The organism is Paenibacillus sp. 2KB_22 (assembly GCF_052115745.1).
In the GTDB taxonomy this organism is placed as follows: Bacteria; Bacillota; Bacilli; order Paenibacillales; family Paenibacillaceae; genus Paenibacillus.
Genome location: NZ_JBFRHG010000001.1, coordinates 304,666 through 328,189 on the forward strand (window position 1 = coordinate 304,666; position 23,524 = coordinate 328,189).

At 43.1% G+C, this 23,524-nt stretch carries 15 protein-coding genes and 1 pseudogene; 4 read left to right on the forward strand and 12 right to left on the reverse strand.

Features of this window, described 5'->3' with window-relative positions; genetic code table 11:
- Positions 1 to 174: 174 nt before the first annotated feature.
- Both AB4111_RS01265 and AB4111_RS01270 read right to left on the reverse strand, forming a co-directional pair.
- Positions 175 to 1,044 (reverse strand): carbohydrate ABC transporter permease, encoded by an 870-nt coding sequence (locus AB4111_RS01265; protein ID WP_442029780.1) that lies wholly within the window; start codon positions 1,042 to 1,044, stop codon positions 175 to 177.
- A gap of 18 nt (positions 1,045 to 1,062) precedes the next feature.
- Entirely contained in the window at positions 1,063 to 1,857 is a 795-nt protein-coding gene (locus tag AB4111_RS01270; protein ID WP_253435891.1) for an ABC transporter permease, read from the reverse strand.
- Between the two features lie 408 nt (positions 1,858 to 2,265).
- Here AB4111_RS01270 and AB4111_RS01275 point away from each other — a divergent pair, with 408 nt between their 5' ends.
- Together AB4111_RS01275 and AB4111_RS01280 are read left to right on the forward strand one after the other, a co-directional pair.
- Complete coding sequence (locus AB4111_RS01275; RefSeq protein WP_442029783.1) at positions 2,266 to 3,975, forward strand: sensor histidine kinase; 1,710 nt, start codon at positions 2,266 to 2,268, stop codon at positions 3,973 to 3,975.
- Positions 3,975 to 5,324 (forward strand): response regulator transcription factor, encoded by a 1,350-nt coding sequence (locus AB4111_RS01280; RefSeq protein ID WP_442029785.1) that lies wholly within the window; start codon positions 3,975 to 3,977, stop codon positions 5,322 to 5,324. Before AB4111_RS01275 ends, AB4111_RS01280 begins: the two co-directional genes overlap by 1 nt.
- A 105-nt stretch (positions 5,325 to 5,429) precedes the next feature.
- On the opposite strand, the gene AB4111_RS01285 is transcribed toward AB4111_RS01280, so the two are convergent.
- From AB4111_RS01285 to AB4111_RS01315, 7 genes and pseudogenes are all read right to left on the reverse strand, one after another.
- Positions 5,430 to 5,879 (reverse strand): GNAT family N-acetyltransferase, encoded by a 450-nt coding sequence (locus tag AB4111_RS01285; protein ID WP_442029787.1) that lies wholly within the window; start codon positions 5,877 to 5,879, stop codon positions 5,430 to 5,432.
- Positions 5,880 to 6,061: 182 nt separating this feature from the next.
- Entirely contained in the window at positions 6,062 to 6,916 is an 855-nt protein-coding gene (locus tag AB4111_RS01290; protein WP_442029789.1) for an AraC family transcriptional regulator, read from the reverse strand.
- A 181-nt stretch (positions 6,917 to 7,097) separates the two neighbouring features.
- Entirely contained in the window at positions 7,098 to 7,859 is a 762-nt protein-coding gene (locus AB4111_RS01295) for a class I SAM-dependent methyltransferase (RefSeq protein WP_442029791.1), read from the reverse strand.
- 31 nt (positions 7,860 to 7,890) lie between these two features.
- Complete coding sequence (locus AB4111_RS01300; protein ID WP_442029793.1) at positions 7,891 to 8,772, reverse strand: phosphotransferase family protein; 882 nt, start codon at positions 8,770 to 8,772, stop codon at positions 7,891 to 7,893.
- Positions 8,773 to 9,348: 576 nt separating this feature from the next.
- Entirely contained in the window at positions 9,349 to 10,587 is a 1,239-nt protein-coding gene (locus tag AB4111_RS01305; protein WP_442029795.1) for a DUF418 domain-containing protein, read from the reverse strand.
- A 166-nt stretch (positions 10,588 to 10,753) separates the two neighbouring features.
- Complete coding sequence (gene map, locus AB4111_RS01310; RefSeq protein ID WP_442029797.1) at positions 10,754 to 11,494, reverse strand: type I methionyl aminopeptidase; 741 nt, start codon at positions 11,492 to 11,494, stop codon at positions 10,754 to 10,756.
- Between the two features lie 334 nt (positions 11,495 to 11,828).
- Positions 11,829 to 13,769, reverse strand: a pseudogene (locus tag AB4111_RS01315) (glycoside hydrolase family 127 protein).
- A gap of 129 nt (positions 13,770 to 13,898) precedes the next feature.
- On the opposite strand from AB4111_RS01315, the gene AB4111_RS01320 reads away from it, so the two are divergent.
- Positions 13,899 to 14,750, forward strand: a complete 852-nt coding sequence (locus AB4111_RS01320; RefSeq protein ID WP_442029799.1) for a helix-turn-helix domain-containing protein — start codon at positions 13,899 to 13,901, stop codon at positions 14,748 to 14,750.
- Between the two features lie 148 nt (positions 14,751 to 14,898).
- Here the strand turns inward: AB4111_RS01320 and AB4111_RS01325 are convergent, their stop codons facing one another.
- Positions 14,899 to 18,957 (reverse strand): S-layer homology domain-containing protein, encoded by a 4,059-nt coding sequence (locus tag AB4111_RS01325; protein ID WP_442029801.1) that lies wholly within the window; start codon positions 18,955 to 18,957, stop codon positions 14,899 to 14,901.
- Positions 18,958 to 19,253: 296 nt separating this feature from the next.
- Between AB4111_RS01325 and AB4111_RS01330 the strand changes: the two genes are divergently transcribed.
- Positions 19,254 to 20,378, forward strand: coding sequence for a GerAB/ArcD/ProY family transporter (locus AB4111_RS01330; protein WP_442029803.1), 1,125 nt, complete (start codon positions 19,254 to 19,256; stop codon positions 20,376 to 20,378).
- A 164-nt stretch (positions 20,379 to 20,542) separates the two neighbouring features.
- On the opposite strand, the gene AB4111_RS01335 is transcribed toward AB4111_RS01330, so the two are convergent.
- Together AB4111_RS01335 and codB are read right to left on the reverse strand one after the other, a co-directional pair.
- Entirely contained in the window at positions 20,543 to 21,811 is a 1,269-nt protein-coding gene (locus AB4111_RS01335; protein WP_442029805.1) for a cytosine deaminase, read from the reverse strand.
- Positions 21,780 to 23,057, reverse strand: coding sequence for a cytosine permease (gene codB / locus AB4111_RS01340; protein ID WP_442029807.1), 1,278 nt, complete (start codon positions 23,055 to 23,057; stop codon positions 21,780 to 21,782). Before codB ends, AB4111_RS01335 begins: the two co-directional genes overlap by 32 nt.
- Between the last annotated feature and the right edge of the window lie 467 nt (positions 23,058 to 23,524).

The following is a 23,524-nucleotide window of genomic DNA, read 5'->3' on the forward strand; positions in this document are numbered from 1 at the left end:
ATGACAGAACAACCTTCCGATCGCTGTTATTCCCAGAATTTTTTGATTTACTTTTACAAAGGTAAAATTCTGGTAATAAAGGCGAACGCTCCGCTTCTTCAGGTTCTTTCTGTCCTCTACGTTCTCGTGTAAATGTTTAGTTGAATATATAGTGATCCATTTTCGTCATCCTAACTATTCTTTGACGGCTCCCAGTACGATTCCCTTCACGAAATAACGCTGCAAAAAAGGATAAACCAAAATGATCGGGAGCGTGCTGACAAAAATCTGAGCTGCCTTGATACTTTGCTCCGACATGGCTGCCACCTCGGACTGGCTCATCGCCATGTTCTGCATGTTGCTCTGCACGACAACGGTCTGTAGGAACGAAGCCAGCGGATACTTGCTCGCATCCGACATGTACAAAATCCCGTCAAACCAGGAGTTCCAGTGCCCCACCATAATGAACAAGGATACGGTCGCTATGCCAGGAAGGGATAATGGTAAATATATTTTGCTGAGGATGACGAAGAAGGACGCTCCATCAATGAAGGCTGCTTCTTCCAAGGCTTTCGGAATCGTTTTGAAAAAATTGACGAGAAGAATCAGGTTATAAGCACCGAAAGCACCCGGTAACACAAGCGCCCATATCGTATCCTTTAATCCGAGGGCTGTGATCAATATGTAAGAAGGTATCAATCCCCCCGAGAAGAGCATGGTAAAGATAAAAAACCACATGAGCACGTTGCGTCCTCGGAATTCCTTCGACAGGGCATATCCTGCACAGGTAAGGATAAACATGCTGATGCTCGTACCCAACACGGTTCGAGTAATGGATGTCAGCATGGCACCATTGAAATTGGAGTTGTTGAACGTTTTTACATAGGCATCCACGTTGAATCCGACTGGCCAAAATGACACCATATTCCCGCTAATGGCCGCTTTGCTGCTGAGCGATTGTGCCAATAGATGAAGCAGTGGTAGAAAACACGCCAGACCAGCCAGTATCATGAACGCGTAATTAAAATATGAGAATACTCTATAGCCTGTCGTCTTATGGTACATGATCCCTCTCCCTCCTTGTTAGAATATTTTGTAATTGGCATATTTATAGGCCAGCCTGTAGGAGACAACGATCAAAATTAAGCTGATTCCCGATTTGAATAGTCCGACAGCGGTCCCGAACCCGTATTGCCCGTTTAACAAGGATGAACGGTAGACATAGGTATCAATGATATCTCCTGTACTGTAGACAAGCGGGTTGTACAGATTGAATACTTGATCAAAGCCTGCGTCCAGAATATTGCCTAGACTCAGCGTAGAAATGACGATGATCATGGGCAACATGCTTGGCAAAGTGACGTATCGAATTTGCTGCCGGCGTGTGGCCCCGTCAATCTCTGCCGCTTCGTAATAAGAAGGATTGATCCCGGCAATGGTAGCCAGATAAACAATCATGCCGAAGCCAAAGCTCTTCCACACGTCGCTGATTACAACCGTGAATCGAAACAGATCAGGATCACCCAAGAAGTAAATGGGATCGTTTCCGAAAATTCGGGTCAAGATGTGATTGATTCCTCCGTCTAATCCGAGAATGTCGATCATCAATCCTGCCACAGTAACCCAGGACAAGAAATGCGGCAGATACACTAGTGTCTGTACACTTTTCTTAATGCCCATATTTCGGATCTCGCTCAGCAGAATGGCCATGACGATCGGAACGATAATGCCAACAATAATTTTGGAAACGGCGATAATTAGCGTATTCACGATCGCTTGTGTGGCTTCTTTGTACTGAAAAATTCGTTCGAAATTATCTAATCCGATCCACCGGGAACCTCCGATGCCAAGCCATGGTTTGTAGTCCTGAAATGCCATGAGCAAACCTACCATCGGGCCATAAGAAAAGATGCAGACAAACACAAAAGCGGGAATACACAGTACGTACAAAGGCCAGCTTTTCTTAAGTTCCTTTTTTAATGAAGATCGCTGGGGAATTTTTGCTTTTGTTTTTTTGAGGGATCTGGCGGGCACAGTTTCGTTAATGTTGCATACCTCCTCTATGATGGCTTTTTCGAAAGCGATCCTTGAAGATAAGCTTAACAAAAGCGCTTTCATTCCAAAATGCCAAAATTTCAAGATCATCACCCCGACCTGAAGCAATTTAAAACCGCTTTCATATATCGCCGATGCTGCCCTTCCGCTTTTCAAAGGTTTGGCTTATATTAAGGTTAATCCGATCTGGAGTTTGAACTGCTACGTTTGGTGATATGAAAGGAACCACATATGATCAGAAAAATGTATATGAAACGATTCATCTATTTCTTTGTTTTTTTTCTGTTGCTAACGTTGAGTTTGTTTTTCGTAATGAATCGATTGAGTTCCAAGACACTGGAAGAAAATCTGATTGGCGCTTCCAAAAACCAGCTTGATTATGTGAAAGGCATTCTTGACGGAGTTATGTACGAGGCAAATATGTATGGGGTTCAGTATGCAGCTGACAGTGATGTCCGGTTTTATCAGAGGCATGTTATCGAGCTGAGCAATTACGATTCCCAAATGAAGAAAAACGATATCGTTGATCGCTTGCGACAAACGCTTCTATCCAGTCGCTCCATCGAGTCCATTGGCATCTACTGGAAGTCTGAAGAAACGTTTCTGTCCACGAACAATACGCCGGAGGCAAGGCTTCCATTTAAGGAGGTTCATGGGCGGGGATGGCAAATCATCGGCAATAGCTTGTATTACTTTGCCCTCTATCCTTACATCCAAAAATCTGGACAAAATGAACCGACTCAGTACGTCGTTGGTGTAAAGCTGAATACCGATTATTTGAAAAATCTGCTGAAAAAGGCTGTAAACAATGACAGCTCGAACGCTCTATTTCTGTTTAACGCTGATCAGTTATGGAGTGAAAAAGAAGTCGATAATGAACTTTTGAAAGCGGTTACCGATATGGTTTCTCCACAGCCGGAGGTCACTTTAAAATATGATTATCACACCAATTCGGACGATTACTATGTTCTTTCCCGATATATTGAATCAATCGACGCCTACCTGATTACATATACACAGACGAATGATTTCCTGCAGCCGCTTGACCGCAATCGCAGAGTTTTCTTTGCCAGTATTTTAGCTGTTTTTACGCTTGGTTTGGTTGTGATCTTTACGTTTTACCGGAACTATTACCGTAATATCCGTTTGCTGGAGAGAAAGTTTTCACAGGTCGAACAAGGCAATCATAACACGCGTATTACCGAAAATACGGATAGAGAGTTTTACAGCCTGTTTAGAAGTTTTAATCATATGGTTACCGAGATCCAGGATCTGTTCGTATCCCTGAAGACCGAAACGGAACTCAGACGAAGTGCGGAACTTCAACAACTCCAGGCTCAGATCAATCCTCATTTTTTGTACAACAGTTTGTTTTTCATCATGTCGGTGGCCCAGTTTTCACCTGATTCGGTCATGCGCATGAGCAAACATCTAGCTGAATATTATCGTTATCTAACCAAGTTGGATCGGCATGAAGTCACGCTAGAAAGCGAGCTTCAGTTTGCGGAACATTTCCTGATTATTATGGCGCTCAGTAAAAAAATGGAGTACAGCATTAATCTTCCGCCAGAGCTGGCCTCCCTTTCCCTCATGCCGCTGATTATCCAGCCCGTGGTTGAAAATGCGATTCAACATGGAATTGAAGCACAACAAGGTGCCCATCGGGTGACGATTGATGTCAAACAGACAGAGGCTGCGATAACAATCAAGGTCTCCGATGATGGGAAAGGTCTTTCGCTGGATGATATCCGCAGCCTGGAGGCTCGGCTCGAGAGTGATACCCCGCCTGAAGGAATTAAAGGCGTAGGGCTCTGGAATGTAAATCAACGTCTGAAAAATACGTACGGCGAACTCAGCGGGTTACATTTTACCACCAATGATTGGGGTGGCTTGTCCGTCCTACTGTTCATTCGTATTCCCGAGGTGAAAGGAGAAATCTAATGCGTTTATTAATTGTGGATGACGGACATTATGTCGTGGAGTACATGAAGCACTTGCTCGATTGGAACACCTTCGGTATAGATCAGATCGAGACGATGACCAATTCGATTGAAGCAAGGGACATACTGACTCTAAACCACATCGATATTCTGATTACTGACATCCGAATGCCTGAAGTCTCTGGTATTGATCTGCTTCAACATATCCACCAACATGGCTTGTCAACCAAAGTGATCTTCCTCTCCGGTTACTCCGAGTTTGAATATGCACAACAAGGGATTCGCCTGGGTGCACTCGACTACCTGCTCAAACCTGTCGACAAAGATGATGTGGAGAAAGCCATGTCCAAGGCCATCACGCATATTACAAAGACACGGCCCGCTCAATCTATCGCATGGGAGAACTTCAATGGATTGGAGTTTCTGCTATCGCTGCTTGGTCATAACGAGACATTAAGTAAGGAGTATGAGGCTTATACAAAATTATTAGCGGGACGCCATTTTTTCTTTCTCAAGCTGAAGGGTTTCACACAAGAACATGAAAGCCTTATAAAATATGCTGTCGGAGACAAATTGGATCGTTTCGTATGGGCTGCTGGAACCCGACTGATTGCTTTTATTCCGGAAGAAGCTGCTGGAGAACTGACTATCAAACTGGAGCGATCGGTCGTCTCTCCTCCATTTTTGTTGACTGATCGAAATATGACCCGACAGATATTCTACAGGTTCTTCCTGAATGAGGATGTAAACTCAGAAGACTTCACTGGCATATTCAGCCATTCCCCATCATGCGGTGATTGGGAGTCAGCCGGAAATATCATTAAAAAATATGATCATATCCGTCTCCGAAAGCAAAAAATAATCTATCTCATGGAGACCATTCGATATGTATATCTGACGGATAAGGATCGTGATACCTCTGAGACCGTGGATTGGATATTTAACCACTTACAGCATCCTGATGAACTATCGTCAACTCTCATGGATCGGGTCAGTCGAATCCGAAACAACAAACAGATGTCCATTCAAACCATCATCGACAAAGTGCAAACGTATATCGAAGACCATCTGTCACATGGACTTAGCCTGGATGAACTGGGCAAAGTTGCACATCTCCATCCGGTCTACTTTTCCAAACTGTTTAAACAGGAGACGGGCGAAAATGTGTCAAACTACATTTCCAGGAAGAGGCTGGAGAAAGCTTCTCAACTGCTTCAAGATTCGGAACTCCGTGTCCACGATATCGCGCAAATGGTCGGTTACAAAAAAAATCAATATTTTATCCAGTTGTTCAAAGTGGAATACGGAGTTACGCCCTACCAGTACCGCAGAAATATGATCCATCAATGACTTTGGTTGAATAGGTTATTTAACTGATATGTTCAATACAGTACCGAAAAAGCCCAACATCCTACTCTTGTGATTACAGAGTGAGTTGGGCCTTTTTAGTACCTTTTAACCTTGAGTTAGGTCGAACATCTTATCAAAGCAATATGAATCTCTGTCATAGCCGTTATGTTCATAAAAAGCATGGGCATCGGTTCGCTTCATTCCACTACATAAAATAATACTTGATATTCCTCGTTCTTTGGCATAATTTTCAGTTTGTCTTAGTAGTTTTGTACCGATTCCCCTGTTTTGAACAGTTCTTTTAACAGCAAGACCTTGAATATGTAGATAACCTATTGGGACTCCTACAGATAGTGACTGTACCATAGTTACAAAACCGACGACATCATTATCTATTAGTGCGACAAATGTTTTGTAATTCCCGGCCTTATTCATATCTTCCATAGTCACTCGAAAGTTTGCAATATTAACATTGCTCATTCCAAGCACATCGTCCCATAAAAAAACAACTTCAGCATAATCATCAGATATAATTTCTCGTATTTTAATATTCATGCTAAACCCCCTCAAGATAAATTAATCGGACAATCTCCCCTATAACTATTGGTGATAAGGTTCTAGTCGCGGTCTGTAACGGCAAGTTATAAGGCCATCCTTTGTGGGGATGACCTATATTATAATCTTAATTTTTCCGTTGTCTTCTTCGTTAACCTCTGCATTTCGCTCATATAAAAGCGTTACTTTTTCTTCACGGGTATCCAGATCTCACCTGAAACATTCCCATGTCGTGCCATTCCATAATACATTTCGAAAGTAGGGCCCTCAACCTGTTCGTATTCAGATGTTGGAAACCACTCAGAATAGATTCGTTGCCATAATTTTTGCATATCACACTGCGGCTCTGGGAAAACCGCCCACGTTAATGGTGGGACAGTAAGTTTTGTGAATCTCTCCGGAATTTCAAGCCCCTTAGGTACATGATAACAGATCATGTATTTAAAAGATTCTTTCGTGTGATCATAAAGGGCGGCATGTAACATGGTATCACCAAAACGTCCCAGTAAGTCATTCATATGATCAACGCTGCCATCATCATCACATTTTATACGGAATTGAGGTACTTCAGCGAACGCTGTTTTCTGGTCTGCATTTATAATTCCATATACTCCAAACATCTCAAAAGAATCTCTTTGCTCAATACGGTAATTCATTTCGACATCCCCTTTTATTGAAATATGAAAGGACATTCGAGGATAGGCTTTTAGCGAAACGCCTGTATCGCGAGCAGATGTAGGCATAATACCATGAAGATTCTTAAAGGCCCGTGCAAACGCCTCTGGCGATTCATATCCATATTTCATAGCTACATCAATAACCTTTGTGCTTGTTGTCTGCAATTCAAATGCCGCCAATGTCAACCGTCGACGTCGAATGTACTCCGATAACGATACGCCAGTAATAAATGGAAACATTCTTTGAAAATGATAGGTAGAGCAAAAGGCTCGCTGTGCTATCTCATCAAATGAAATAGTGTCCGCTAGATTTGTTTCGATATATTCCATGGCGCCATTCATCCTATCCAACCAATCCATCGTACTCCCTCCCTTCAAGGTAATTTTATGGGAAATAAATAATGAATACCTTGCAATTTCTGCACGAAAAAGTCAGTTGAAAGCTTGCTCTTGTGGATTTCACCTAAAAAGATATCGTTATAACTTTGTACTGATTCACTTATTCTCTATGAGTGGTCCTTCTTAGAAACAAAACTTTAGTTTATTTATTAGCCACAATTGTAAATTCCCATGGTATATTCTCATTTTCCCAACCACGGTGCTCATCAAATTTCTTTATATTAAAGCCAGTAGTAATAACGGAATTTATTATTTCGCTAAGGGTATACAGCCTAATCGAAACATCTGGGAAGTCCTGTTGTTCATCTTGATCGAAATAATGTTTATATGCTACATCGCCATTATGTAATTCTTCGTCAAAGTAGTTTGCTTGGATTGAGTATTCGATTGGAGAATTAGAGGAAACGAGACATCTTCTTAAAGGATGAAAGTCACTCAGAACCATTACACCATCATCCTTAAGTAACGAGAACAGTAGCGACATGAATTTTTCAATGTCATTGAAATAGTGTAAAATTCCGCCTTCCAAATATAACATGTCAAAATGACCACCATACTTTTCTATATCTATATCATAAATATCAGTAACCACATATTGAATAGACACATTGGCGGCATCTGCCAGTTCTAGAGCATATTTTTTATTTTCCTCGGATATATCGAATACGGTTACATCTGCCCCTAACAATGCTATTGGGATTGCTTTTCTTCCGTTTGAACCACAAAGGTTAGCAATCCTTTTCCCGGCAATCTGTTCAAAATACGGCTTATGTTTTTTAAGCTGTGCAAGGGGATTAGCTAATATTTGTTGTGCTTTTTCCTTAGGAGAACCATCTCGTCTATTCCAAAATTCATATGCCCGATGTTCCCAAGCTGCCTTATTTTTAGTACTTTGTTCATTCATACGTAGTCAAATCTCCCTTCTATTATCCTGTTCAGAAACCTACCGAATTCCTTAGAATAAGAATATTCTCTTGAAGGAACGCATGATTTTTTTCAAGTCCTCTGTTTTTACACCAAACAACTGCGCTGAAAGCATCGTACATATCGTAAAATGGCAGTACTCTTTCCAGAGCCACCATAGGTCGAATCGATTGATAACCTTTAATGAACGGTATCTTTGTTCTCGGATTGACTTTCCAGATATATCGATTAACCTTTGTGAAATCTATTTCCGAGGAACCACTACGAGCACTCTCAAAATCAATAATGCCAGTAACTTCGTTACCATTCACCAATATATTACCTGGTCTAAAATCCATGTGAACAATGCATGGTCCGTCAGGATGCGGTAACGCAGAGAAAACTCCATCAAAGTGATGAACACATCTCTCATACAATTCTGAGTCAAGAATTTCTTGACAGGGCTCTTTCCACTTTTCAAAATTACTTCTAATATGTAATCTCCAATCATTTTGGTCAAGGAACTTAAAACCATCGGTTACATGATAACCATACCCAGGGGTTTTAACCTCATGGAGCATAGCATGATACACGCCAATCTGATAAGAAAGTTTCTCATCAATCTCTCCTGTACAAGGCATACCTTCAATTGCTGAAAGGAGCAATGCTCCAGTTGCACTTTCATCCCCATACCAAATGTCCAATACCTTTGGAACAGGTATTACACCCTTTAATTGTTCGAGGATCTGAAATTCACGGAATAGTTTATCCTTACTAAATGGGATTTTCACAAATACGTTTTCTCCACTGACAAGAGTAAGTTTGTATACATCAGAACTAAATGACTCTGGAACATCTTCAAAATGTAAGACATTTAACTTTAGTTTTTCTATAACTTTGAGAATGGTATTCATATATCGCCTCCTGTTTTGGAGAATACATGGATCAAGGCAGATTATTCTTATTCATCATTATTGTTCTTTTCGTTTGAAAAACATCTTGCCAAGCATAAGTCCCATAGCAGATGAAATGATCAGATATCCAAAGAACAAGAAAAGTAAATAAACACCATGAAGATCTGCGGGAATCTGTTTTACACCTTCAAACCAAACAAAACGAAAAGGATAAAAAATGACTACCCAAATGATCAGCAAAAAAAGAAGAAAATTAATTATTTTTAGCACAATAACGATCCTTTCAAGTCTGAGTGGAAAAAATTGAATGTACATGCTTCATTTTTCATTTCGCATTACCTTACCACTGCCCGCACTATAATAGTTAGCTTATGTATTGGAGTTGCTATGTTGAATCTATAAAAACTACTAAATCTTAATAGGAAACATAGGGACATTTCTTATTCTTCAGTGAGTATAACAAATAAAGGTAATATAAGCACTCAAAATTACCAGCAGGAATCGCTAAGGCATAAAGAAGCCTTTTCTTCTATCAGAACGGGCTTCTTTAGCGTTTCGCGATGACAATTTGTATGCTTACTGGACACTGGGTGCATTTTCATCCGTAGTTAAATTCGTTCTTTTCTTCTTTCTTGGCTGCCCATTCCAGGACAGATATGTCCAAATCCGGAGAACATACTCGACTGGCCCATGGCTAAATTTCTTAAGATATAGCGGACTGAGACACAATTGAACGCCGTAGACAACAAGCGCAATCATAGATCCGATAAACACGCCAGCACTTCCAAACAGTCCCAGGCCATATCCATAGAAAATTGTCGTACAGATTACGCTCTGCATCAGGTAATTCGTCAGTGAGAGACGTCCGACCGCCTCAAACCTGCCCATTAGGCTTGAACGACGTCTTCCCGCATACAACATTGCAAATGCGTATATGTATCCAAGTGAAAGTAACGCTCCTCCCAGTGTTCCCCCGATACCGATGCCCGGCCAACCTTCTGCACCGAATTGTGGCGCCAATACGCCGTATGCTTTGAGTATCAAGCCAATTGGAATCAATAACGAGGCACGGCGAAGATAGATACGTCGCATCGCCCGGGGATCGCTAAACGTCCCCATTCTGGCAGCATGCATGCCGAGCAGGAACATCGGTATCGTCATGAGTGGGGCTAACACCAGAGCTAAAAGGGCGTATGACACCTCCAACTCCCCACCGAATGGATCGCCATTATTGCTAAAATCTCTGATTTCCTGGTATGTGCCGCTACCGTATACATCCTGACTTTGAATGATGTAGTTCTCCATATGAATGGACTCAGCAGCCAGGGGGTTCATCGGATTGGATGCCGGGAGACCAAGTATCCCCGCTCCGATGAGTAGCAGTGACGCCCAAATAAGCAGCGTCTTGGGCTTCCGATTAAGGAACATGAGCAGGAAGAAACCGAGTACGCCATAAAACGTCAGGATATCCCCTTCCCACAGATAGATAATGTGCAGTAGTCCGATTCCAAACAGTAGGAGAAAACGGCGTGCCAGATGACACTTTGGTCGTAAATCTCGTGATTTTAAGCTTTCCGATAGCTTAATCATTCCGAAGCCAAACATAAATGCAAAAATCGGCATAAAACTTCCCACCACAGTAATCATCAGGAACGAAAGGAAAGCCTGGTCTGCTCCCCCGATTCCGAATAGTTGGGGTTTACTCTGGCCATATATTCCGTATTGGAAAGCCAGCATATTCGCCAGCACAATGCCGGCCAGACTGAATCCGCGCAGTCCATCAATGAATTGAACGCGCTGTTTGGATGTGCTCAATCAATCACCTCTGTCTATATCATAAAGATCAGATCCTAAATATACGTTAAATCCTTCCATAATTTCAACATAAATTAATAAGCAAACGTATATATTACGATCTGTTATAACGTACCAATAAAACAAAAAAAGTCGCTAAAATTTAGCGACTTCAGTTTGCACAAATTTATTGAGTAACAATAATTGGACCATTTTTAGTAAGAATAATCGTATGTTCAATTTGAGCTACATGGCTGTTTTTAGTAGCAAAGGTCCAGCCGTCTCCGGTCTGGAATACTTCTTCTTCTGAAGTTGAGACAAATGGCTCGAATGCAATAACCATGCCTTCTTTTAACAATTCATCATCCGATGGATCATTATAATTGTAGATGTGGTCAGGTGCTTCGTGTATTGCACGTCCAACACCATGTCCTGTAAGGTTTTTAATAACCGTTAATCCATGCTGTCTGGCCGTTTGGAATACCGCTTTCCCGATACCACTTTTTTTGGAGCCCGGTTTTGCTTTCTTAAGTCCTGCTTCGAATGCCAGTTTAACAACGTCGCATATTTTCGTTAACACTTCTTCACCTTCGCCTACGACAAACGAGATTCCCGTATCTGCAAAATAGCTGTTCTTGGAGCCAGACACATCAATATTCACGATGTCCCCTTCTTGAATAACCCGCTCTCCCGGAATACCATGTGCCACTTCTTCATTAACACTAATACAAGTAAATCCCGGGAAATTATATTCACTTTTTGGAGCAGACACTGCGCCAGCTTTCTCAAAAAGCTCTCCTGCCAAATCATCAAGTTCTTTAGTTGTTACGCCTGGGATGGTTTTTTGAACCAATTCATCTCTTATAGAGCCGACGATTTTGCCAATTTCCTTCAAACCATTAAAATCTTCTTCTGTTCTTGCGATCATTTTTTCTACCTCACTATCTTTATCATCAATTGATTAATCATATCCAAAGCTGCAAAGCTTCGCAACTTTTTTATCGACATTGGGCTGTAGTTGCTCACTTATCGGTTTCCCTGAACTTGTTGATTATGTCTGTCAGAACTTGAGTATCGCCACGGTTAGCGGCATCCAAATGTCATGATTCATCATTGTCACATAAATTCAGTTTTATAAGAGTGACTAGTCGGTGGAGTTCATCCAAACAGAAAAAAACGAAGGTAAATGCCTTCGTTTTTTCTATTATGCTTATTTGGAAAGTGACTGCGAAAAAAGCCTCCAGTGATCCTAAACGCCCTCTTTAAAAACGGAGCCATACGCTCATCTCACCAGCCTGGCGATTCCCCCACAAATAATATGGAATGGCCTTGAAACGTACAGCCTTTCTCTGCTTAATATAAGAACGGTACGGCATCCCATCTAGCCATGTATTGCTATCGTCAGTCACGAGACCGTCACCTTCTACAATGACACAACCACCTAGTAGATCTGGATCAGTATACTCGGTTAATTGTGGCCCCGCAGCCAACGCGATTGAAGTGAGCGGTGCTCCATTGTCTGCTTCTTCGATGCAATAAACGAGTGGGCCGCGTTGAATGGCTACTTTGCCAGCATCTGCCCGAATGGATGGGTGTGCAGCAATTAACTTTGACTCAATCGGAAGTAGCCACTCTACTGTATTTCCATCTGACCAACTGCGCTTTATTTTTGCGTACCCATTCTCAACATGAAAGTCTTTCCATTCACCATTTATTTTCAACACTGGCTGTTCCTCCTGGAACCAATTCGGTATACGCAGCGCAAGTTCAAACTCGACAGGTTCTCCTTTCTGAGGAAGCTGAACCGAGAATTCAACATGACCGTTCCAAGGCAGCTCAGAGCGTTGATGTAATGTTATTGTGGTGTCGGCAAGTTGGAAGGAAGCTTTGCTTCCGATATACAAATGAGTATAGATCGTTCTCTCATCTTCTGATAAATCGTATATATAATCATCTAACGAACTTATTAACCTTGCAACATTGGGAGGACAACAGGAGCAACCGAATCATTTTTGTCGGACGGGTTTGACGTGATGTTTCTCCGGATTATTCCGACTTGCTTCTGGCCATACCTCCAGTGGATTGACATAGAAGAAATGTTTCCCATCCTTAGACATGCTACCGAGAACATTGTTGTACAGCGCTCGCTCCATAACATCCGCATATTCACTCTTCGCTTCCAATTGAAGCATGCGGCGCGCCCAGAAAATCAAGCCAATGGAAGCGCAGGTCTCTGCGTATACGGAATCATTCGGAAGATCGTAGTCAAACGTAAAAGCTTCCCCGAGATGTGTCGAACCAATGCCGCCGGTAATGTACATTTGTTTGCCTGTTGTATTCGACCAGAGTCGTTCACAGGCCTCCCTCAGCCCGTCGTCACCTGTTAGTCTCGCAAGATCAGCCATCGCTGTGTACATGTAAACTGCCCGAACAGAGTGTCCAACCGCTACTTTTTGCTCACGAACAGGAAGATGAGATTGATACGTTTCCAGATTAGGCGTTCCATGGGACCAGATGTTTGTCCGGTTACCACGTTCCCACTCCTCGATAAAATAATTCGGCTGTGTGCCACGTTCATCTATGAAGAACCGACTAAGATTCAGATAACGCTCTTCACCTGTAATGGTATGCAGTTTGACCAATGCTAACTCAATTTCCTGATGCCCGCAGTAAGCTCTTATCTGTCCAGGCTTGGGTCCGAACATACGATCAATCAGATCAGCGAATCGGCAAGAGATGTCCAGTAATTTACGCTTGCCTGTCGCCTGATAATACGCAACTGCGGCTTCAATTAGATGACCTGCACAATATAGCTCATGCGCTTCGTAAAGATTGGTCCATTGTTTCCGAGGTTCCTGAATTGTGAAATAGGTATTCAGATAACCATTGTCATGTTGAGCTTGAGCGATCAATTCAATCGAATCATCGGCGATCTGCTCCAACCTCGGATCGGGGTGATGACGGAGCGAATAAGCAACGGCTTCCAACCACTTGTAGAGATCACTATCCTGAAATACCCATCCGCCAAACTCTCCTTGCTCCAAACCAGCAGCAATACGGAAATTTCGAATGGCATGACTAGGTTCAGCATCCTCCACCCTGTCGTTCAGAGCTTCCCATTGATAGGGAATGACTGTTTCTCGTACAAGATCGGAATATGTATTCCAGAATTGGTCTTGAATTACGATTTGCTTTTGTCCCATTATACACACCTCAAAATTATAAAATTTGACTCTTTATAAAGTCGAGTATATGCTTTTTCTTAAATTGAGAGTAGTAATGGAATGAGCTTTTTTCTATACCAAATGACACTAAAAAATGAGGTTAATTCATTGAATGAAGAATTCATTGTTGCGTTACAAACCCCGCCTCTTCCCTATTATTGGGAATCTGGTCGTTCAACGTTCCGTGTAGGTGACCGTCATCCTAATCGAAGAAATTTCGGCCTGTTTGATGTGCTGCTCGTGGTAGATGGAGAACTACATATCGGTGAGAACGGGACGGAATGGACACTTGCTACAGGTGATGCACTAGTATTACTGCCGGAAGGTGAGCATTACTCGTTCAGGCCCTGCGAACAGGAAGCAACGTTTTACTGGGTTCATTTTGAGCATGTGGACTGGCATCAAGGTCCCTTAATAGAAGAATCGGAAGCAGCCATTCTGTTATCGCCATTCGATAAGCCAAAGTCAATACGAATACCTAAGAAAACCACATTGCTAAACCCCCAGCTCGCATTTGATATGATGCAACAGCTTTTGGAACTGCCGGTAGGGGAGTCCTTTTGGGAGAAGCAGCAACTGCTCTTCAGTTTACTGGCTGTACTCGAAAATGGCATCTCTGACATGGCCAAAACGCCTGCTTCACGACTTGCCGAGAAAGTAGCTGTTTTCATACAGCAACACTATCAGGAAGAGATCACCAATGAAAAACTCTCGTCGGCATTACACTTCCACCCTAGCTACATTGTTCGCTGTATGAAAATGAAATTCGGTGTCACACCTGTTCATTACTTATTACAATTCAGGATGGAGCGTGCCAAGCAGCTGCTAGTTTCGACGGAGTGGTCAATAGATCGTATAGCTGCTGAAGTGGGTTTTAAATATTCCCCTTACTTTTCTACCTGCTTCAAGCGAATTGTTGGAGTACCTCCCCTCCAGTTTCGCAGGAAATATCTTAACTAGCTGTTCATGGAGACGCTTATTGCCCACTAAGCAACCCTTCGGCTACTCTTTGTATGGTTTAATGAGAAATCCAAATTAAATAATACAAAAGAAACCAATGAGAGAAGAGAAGTCTCCCATTGGTTCTTTGTGCATTAATTCCTCTAAGTTACTCTACCTTCTCCAAAAGTCCGATAATAAGTGTGATCGCCTCCGCCCGAGTAGCTGTCTGTGTCGGTGCAAAACGATTGCCGCCCACACCGCCTACCAGTCCGGCTTCTACAGCAGAAGCTACATACGAAACTGCCCATGCCGGAACATCCTTGGCATCTTTGAAGTTTAGTTTCGCATTAGAATCCGTAGCGATTCCGCCTGCACGTACGATCATGGCGACCATCTCTGATCGGTTTAGTGTTTTACCTGGTCCGAAAGAACCATTGGCGTAACCATTGACAATGCCCAAGGATGCAGCTGCTGCAATATAAGGTTTGGACCAAGATGGTATCTTGTTTTCATCCGTATATTGAACATTGTTGTTTACGTTATTCAGATTTAATGCGCGACCCAGCATTGTGATGAATTCGGCACGTGTAACCTTCTGATTCGGACGGAATGTATTATCGCCATAACCATTTACGAATCCAGCTGCAAGTGCCTTATCAATGGCAGATTTGGCCCAGTGCCCAGTCGTATCTTTCATTGCTGGTGGTGTATTTTCACTATTACTATTATGGTTTGATCCTGTCCCTGTCCCATTTCCGGGATTGTTTCCGTTGCCAGTACCGTCGTTGTCGGGACGGTTATCGGTTGCCGTACCTCCAGCATTTCCTGAGGAGTTATTCCCGCTGCTTGACCCATTACCTGGACCGGGGTTCGATGTGCCTGGATTAGATGTACCCGGATCTGGAATCGTAGTCTCTGTTTTCTTCATAATGCCAAACTGATCGATGATGAACGGAGTGGCCCCATTCACATTCTGATCAATTTCATACGTTATCGCTGTCAGTTTGCTACCATCTATTGTAATACCCACAAAGTTTTGAACCTGACTACGTTTTGGACGGCGGTTGTCACTTGGGTCCGGGCCATATTGTGCCGCATGATTTTCTTCCGCGCGCTCAAAAAGACTGTAGTAGGCCTCTCCAAGACTTGTGCTTTGATTTTTGTAATATACTTTTGGACCTGCTGTTGCCGGAATCAGATAGATCGTGCCATCAGGATTCACAGAGTACTCCATCTTCTGTCCATTTAGCATTTCCGTGATCATTGCTGGTTGACGTGAGTTCCCCTTCTGATCAATCGGTTTAGTACGTGCATAGATATGGTCATGCCCCTGAAGAACAAAATCAATGTCGAGTTCCGCCATGATCGGAGCAATCTTGGAGCGCACTCCATTCACTCCCATAATGTCAGAGTCTGTTGCATGATTAGATGTTGTGTATGGGCCTTTGTGAATATTGACGATGATCCATTCTGCTCCCTTTTTCTTGGCAGCCTGAACATCTTCCTTCAGCCACTTGACTTGCTCTAGAGAAAAGTTATCATACTCCGTTGAATCCTCATTGGAATTCAGTACAACAAAATGCGCATTGCTATAGTCGTACGAATAATAAGCTCCAGTTTCTGTTGCAGAATTCACCGGAGGCTGTACATTAAAATGATCAATAAAAGCATAGTTTTCGTCCTCATGATTCCCGGAGGAAGGCACAATGGTTGTATTTAACAGGCTTTGCTGTGAGTGTCCGAGCAGCCAGTTCCATTGTTCTTCTTTGACACCTTTATCAACAATATCACCGTTATGCACTACGAACTGAGCATCGGGTACTGTAGCCAGCGCTTTGGCCAACGTCTCGGAAGAAAGAATAGCCTCATCTTCTTCTTTCGCTTGCGTATCCGCCAGATCAATGAAGGTGAATTTGCCTTTTGTCGGTGCAGTACGGAACGTACCTGTAGCACTCCATACTTGCTTGGAAGCATCGCCTACACGGAAGAAATAGTTCGTATTTGCTTTCAAATCTGTCGCTTCTGCTTTGTGCATCAGCTCGGTTGCAGCATTGGCAGGCTGAGCAGAACGTCCTTCAAACCATTTGGCTTGTGTGAAATCAGGTGTTGCTGATGTTTTCTCCACGACTTGAAGGTCACTTTGCACTAGTTTATCCGATGTATACCATGTAAAACCTTTGCTCTTGGTCGGATCTCCATGGAACGTTACCGTTATTTTGTTGATCTGTTCTGGATCGGGAACCGTATTCGTTTCTTTGAGAATTCCGAATTGATCTACAATGAACGGCACTCCGTTATTGGTATGTTGGTCAACCTCATACGTTACAGCAGTAAGTTTGTCGCCATCGATTGTGAATGAAACAAAATTCTGAACCTGGCCTCTGGCTGCGCTTGTAGTATCACCATACTGCCTTGCATGATTCTCTTCAGCACGCTCGAACAAGCTGAAATATGCTTCACCTAGTTCTGGTTTTTGGTTCTTAAAATATACTTTTGCCCCTGCGGTAGCTGGAATCATATAGATCGTTCCATCAGGCTTCACTGCGTATTCGATACGCTGTCCGTTCAGAGTCTCAATAATTTTGGACACGTCTTCAGCCGTGCCATCGCTTTTTATGGGCTTTGTCCGTGCATAGATATGGTCATGTCCTTGAAGAACCAAATCGATACCCAGTTCATTCATCAACGGAGCAATTTTATTTCTTACACCGTTTGCACCGATAATGTCGCTGTCTGTGGCGTGATTGGATGTCGTATACGGCCCTTTATGAATGTTGACGATGATCCACTCTGCTCCGGCAGCTTTTGCCTCTTCCACATCCTGCTTCATCCATGCCACTTGCTCGTTGGAGAAGTTCGCGTATTCCGTGGAATTTTCGTTGGAGTTCAGTACGATAAAATGAGTTTTGCTGTAATCATAAGAATAGTAAGCACCTGTTACTGTTGCAGCATTGTCTGGTTGCTTCAGATTAAAGTGCTCGTAGAACGCATAATTCTTGTTCTCATGATTACCCGCGGATGGTGCAATGGTCGTGTTCATCAGACTGGATTGGGAGTGACCAAGCAACCAGTTCCATTCCTGCTCTGACGTTCCATTTTCTACAACATCCCCATTATGAACAACAAACGCAGCATCTGGAACCTGGGTCAACGCTTTGGAGAGCGTAGAGCCAGATAGAATAGCCTCATCCTCTTCCTTGGCTTGGGTATCCGTCAGGTCAATAAACGTAAAGGCTCCGTTAGTGGGAGCTGTTTTGAATGTGCCAACCTCACTCCAAACGCCCAGATCTTGATCTCCAACGCGAAAATAATAGGAGGTATCCGGAATCAGATCTGTTGCTTCCGCCTTATGCACCATCTCTCCCGGAGAGTTGGAAGCCACGGACGAGCGTCCGTTGAAGCTTTGGGCCTGATTGAAGTCAACAGCCGTTCCTTGGTTCGGCACCACTTGAACAGTACTATGTGTGGACGCAAGAGGTGTATACCAAGTGAAGCCTTTACTCGTTGTTGCATCACCATAGAAGGTAACTGTTACTTTACTGATATCCAGTGAAGGCGCTTCCGTCAACGCTTTAAGTTCCATATCAAAATACAAATCTGAGCTGCTGTCGCTTTGTTGATGAACTTCGACCGCAATTTCGTTGTTGCCATCGTGCAGGTAGGCTTTTAGCGGTTCGGTCAGATCTATGTCCTCATACATTACAGGCAAATCCTGACTTGATGTTGCTTTGGTCGAGTACTGAATGTCACCCTCAGGCATGCCAAAGCGACGTACTTCCACACCGTTTACATAGATAACTGCCCCATCATCAATCCCGAATGTACCGAGAATTTGTCCATAGCCATCAATTTCATCCTTATTAACGGTTAGGTTTGTTCTTAAATAGGTCGTGCGGGATTTTAACTTTTTATCTTCACCATAGCTCACTTCCGTTTTGAGAGGCCCGAAATAGGAAGTGCTTATACCGTTACCGTTATCCTTGTAGCCAAACGGGGCGGGTCCAAATTCCCATGATGAATCATCGTATGAAGTACGCCATTGCGATTCCAGATTCTGCCCTTGATCGAAGTATCTCCAATTGGCATTGCGTTCTAACAGAATGTCAGGGTCAGATAACGATGCGGCTTGAGCGGAATTTACTCCCCCAATACCCGCGAACCATCCGAATATCAAAGAAAGCGATAACAGGATGGGTAACATCTTTTTGTAGAAGTGACTGATCATAATTCTCTCCCTTGTCTGTTTAATAGATTGGCTTATGTAATTCCAAACAGAACTAGCATAACAAGACGAGGTCAAGGGTCCATTACCTGAATGTAAAACTTATGTAAAAAATTACATTTTACTAAGTTCATATAAGATTTAGTTGTTACAATTAGAGAGACATAATCAATCTATTTGTTTAGAACAATAATATATATTTCAAGGGTAATAAGCTTAACTGATCGAATTGGATTCTTACATAAAATAGATGAGTTGGGTAACACTACAAACAAATTCTCCAGTTTGGAGTGAAGCCTGTGAGGACATCCGCATCAACAATCAGTACCTCTGAAGTAATAATTGTAGTTATTAACTCAATCCTTGGTGCAGGAATACTAACGCTTCCTCGTACGATTAGCAAGGCGGTAAAAACACCAGATGTATGGATCTCCGTCATTCTGGCTGGCCTGGTCGTAACCATAATCAGCCTGCTTCTTGTAACTTTATGTCGTCGATTTCCCGGTAAAACCGTGTTCGAGTTTATTCCTGAGATCACAGGAAAATGGATTTCTTATCTATTAGGACTTTTAATTATCGTATATTTTATTGTTCTATGTTCATTCGAAGTCAGAGTGATGGCTGAAATTACAAGTATGTACATCCTTGAGCGTACCCCTAGTTGGGTCACCATTATGGTCAGTTTGTGGATTGGTATTTACATGCTAACGGGTGGTCTTAAGGTCATCATCCGTGTCTTTTCAATCGTTCTGCCCGTTACGCTGGTGTTGCTCGCGCTGGTGTTCCTTTTAAGTACTAAAATGTTTGATATCAATAATCTCAGACCCGTCCTGGGTGAGGGGATCATGCCTGTATTAAAGGGACTTAAGCCTTCATGTCTCTCTTACTCCGGATATGAAGTTTTGCTCATCGTCACAGCTTACATGACAGACGTAAAGTCAAGTAATAAGACTCCTATTTTCAGCATACTTATATGTACGATTATATATATGGTAACCATTGTGACAGTCGTGGGAAATTTATCATTATCGGGTGTTGAGACGCGGATGTGGCCAACGTTTGATATGGTTCGAAGTTTTGAAATTGAAGGATTTTTATTTGAGCGTTATGAATCGCTTTTCATCGTATTTTGGCTGATGCAAATTTTCGCAACCTATGCCTTTAAGCACTATTTTGCATCCATTGGTATTCGAGATTTGTTTCGTCTCAAAAATATTACCGGAATACAATTTGCGATGTTACCAGTGCTTTATTTGATTGCTTACTTGCCTAAAAACCTGGAGGAAACGTTAGCATTGGGTGATTTCCTCGGCAATATGTCCATTTTTTTATTTGGCTTGTTACCACTTCTGCTGCTGATTCTTAGCTTTGTTCGTAAAAAAGGCGGGAAGCAAGCTGCTAGTGGAGACCTTAAGGTTGGTTGAATGTTGAGTTGTTGCTCAGGAGCACCTTTCCGCTCTTCTGGCTCCAGTAGCATAATGCATTGCGTAATTAGTACAACAAAGCAAAAAAAGCCGCTAAAATAGCGACTTTCAATGGAAGCATATTTTTCATCATTTACATGCAGATAGCAATAGACTGATATCTATTATTTATTGAAAGTAACTTTCTCTGAACTGCCATCAAAAAAGATTGAAGTGTCCCTTGGCTTCGATTCCGCGATTTTACGACCGCCTCTGAAGGAATAAAGCACGCCAGCTTGTTTGCGAACGGCCTCGTATTCGTTCTCAGCTTCAAGTACGATGAAGTTAGCAGGTTTGCCTTCTTCAATACCGTATACATCCTCGATGTGTAATGTTCTTGCGCTGTTTTCGGTAATGAGGTCAATCGAATTCACGATTTGGTCGTAACCAAGTAACTGCGACGCATGAATCCCCATGTGCAGCACTTGCAGCATGTTGCCTGTACCCAGCGGATACCACGGATCGAAAATATCATCGTGACCAAAGCACACATTCAGACCCGCTTCCTGCAACTCTTTGACCCGAGTCAGTCCTCTTCTTTTTGGATACGTGTCGAAACGTCCCTGCAGGTGAATGTTGACTAGCGGATTGGAGACAAAATTCAAATCAGCCATCTTAAGCAGACGGAATAATTTGTACGTATAAGCGTCATTATACGACCCCATTGCTGTTGTGTGGCTTGCCGTTGTGCGTGAGCCCAGTCCACGTTCGTAGGCTTCCTTGGCAACGACTTCTACGAAACGAGATTGCTCGTCATCGATCTCATCGCAATGGATATCAATGAGCCGATCGTATTTTTCGGCCAGATCAAACGCAACTTTCATGGAATCAACGCCATATTCCCGGGTGAATTCGAAGTGTGGAATGCCACCGACCACGTCAACGCCCATTTTCAGTGACTCTTCCAGCAATTCTGCACCGTTGGGATAAGAGTGAATGCCTTCCTGTGGGAAAGCAACAAGCTGAATGTCCATATATGGAGCCATTTCTTCTTTGACTTCAAGCATCGCTTTAACTGCGATCAAGCTTGGATCGGTAACGTCCACATGAGTCCGTACATGTTGGATGCCCTGTGCCAATTGCCACTTTAATGCCGTTTTGGAACGTGTTTTGACATCCTCATGTGTCAAGAAAGCCTTGCGCTCTGACCAGCGCTGGATACCTTCGAACAGTGTTCCGCTGAGATTCCATTCCGGTTCACCTGCTGTGAGAGTTGTATCGAGATGAATATGAGGTTCAATGAATGGTGGCAGGACCAGCGATCCGTTGACATCGAGGATCTCTTCATTGTCGGTCACTTCCTGCGACTGTGTGATTCGTTCAAACTTCCCGTCTTTCACAACAATATTCCATAGTCCTTCTTTACCCCGCAATTTTGCGTTCTGTATAATCATTTGTTTTCCCCATTTCTTTGGATTCTTTGGCAGGAACAATTAACATCAAGACGATATAGGCTACTGCTGTACCAAGTAGTGCGTTCAGTGGTGTTACACCAGGAGCCAGTTGGGCGAATGCCACGCCGATGGCCCAGGCCACCATCGCTACCCAGTTTACATTTTTGAACGACATGTCAGCAAATGGCTTATAGTTTCTACGTTTCACAATGAAGTAATCTGCAATAATAATAGCTCCGATGGATGGTATCGCCGCGCCAAGTACGTTCAGGAAACTGACGAAGTTGTTGTACATCCACATGGCGAATACGGTACCGACGATGCCATTAACAACGACGAAGAATTTCTTTGAAATTTTGGTGATGTTGGCAAAACCAAGACCTGAAGCGTACAGTGCATTATCGTTGGTCGTCCAGATATTCAAGCCCAGAACGATGATCGCCGGGATGATCAATCCTTGCAGGAACATGACCTCCGAGATATCAGCCAGGTTATAGGCCATTGCGCCAACTGCTCCGAACAGAAACATAAGTGAGTTACCCAGGAAGAAAGCAATAACTGTTGCGGTAACTGCCTGTTTGGATGTCCGGGAGAACCGGGCAAAATCGGGTGTCAGTGTTCCGCCACTGATGAATGATCCGATACAGATCGTTAATGCGGCCGCCGCAGTAAGTGACTGTGTCGGCGTGTATTCAAGCAACCCCTGCAGACCTCCCAGCGTACCTGCACCTTCGAACATGGAGTATCCACCGAGAATGGCAATTGCAGGAACGGCGATATAACCGAGAATGACGAGTGACTTCATACCGAAGATGGCGGATGCCGTCATGGCAAGTCCAAACACGATGATCAACAGATACACGTTCCAATCCATGGCTTTGGCGACCGGAATTGCGAACATGGCTACGCCGACTCCGAACCATCCGACCTGTGTGAAGCCTAGCAGGAACGAAGGCAGATACGACCCTTTCGCACCAAATGCATATTTGGCAAGCAAATGTGTGGACAGGCCCGTTTTGGCAGCGATATGTGCCAGTGCCCCTGTATAGATACCGAGCACCAGATTACCTGCAAGCACGATGCCAATGAACTCCATGAACGTCAAGCTGACGCCCAACGTGCCTCCTGCCAGCATGCTTGCTGAGAAAAATGTAAAACCGAGCATGACGGATAACGTCTTCCAAAAATTGTTTCTTTGTCCTTTCGGCACCGCTTGCCATGAAAACTCTTGATCTTGTTTGCTCATCAGAATACCCCCAACGTAAAGTGTATCTGATACCAAAAAAAGCAGAAAAAAGAGGCTACTCGTCAAGTTATACACTGACAAGTAGCCTCTTTTTGCATCATAACCCGCGCGAAGACACAGAGCATCCCATGACGGGATATGCCCTGATTCTCGCGTGATTATGAAATCCGCTGCCCTTGCCAGCCTCTCTGGACTGAATTAAAGGTACCAGTATTCAATTACATCCTATTATTTTGGAAAAACCTGCAGTTGTCAATGTCATTATTATCCAACGTTTATTAATCCCTTATACAGCAAGCTGTTTTTTTGTAGCAATCACCTCTCAGCTTTCGCCCCACTGAATCCGTATAACAACTCATCATTCATGGCATACCTTGGATCCATATCAATTACGCTCCAGTTCACAGTTTGGTTATAAAATCCTGAAAGTCCGACTCTGTTTGCCAATACAACAAACAGGGATGTCC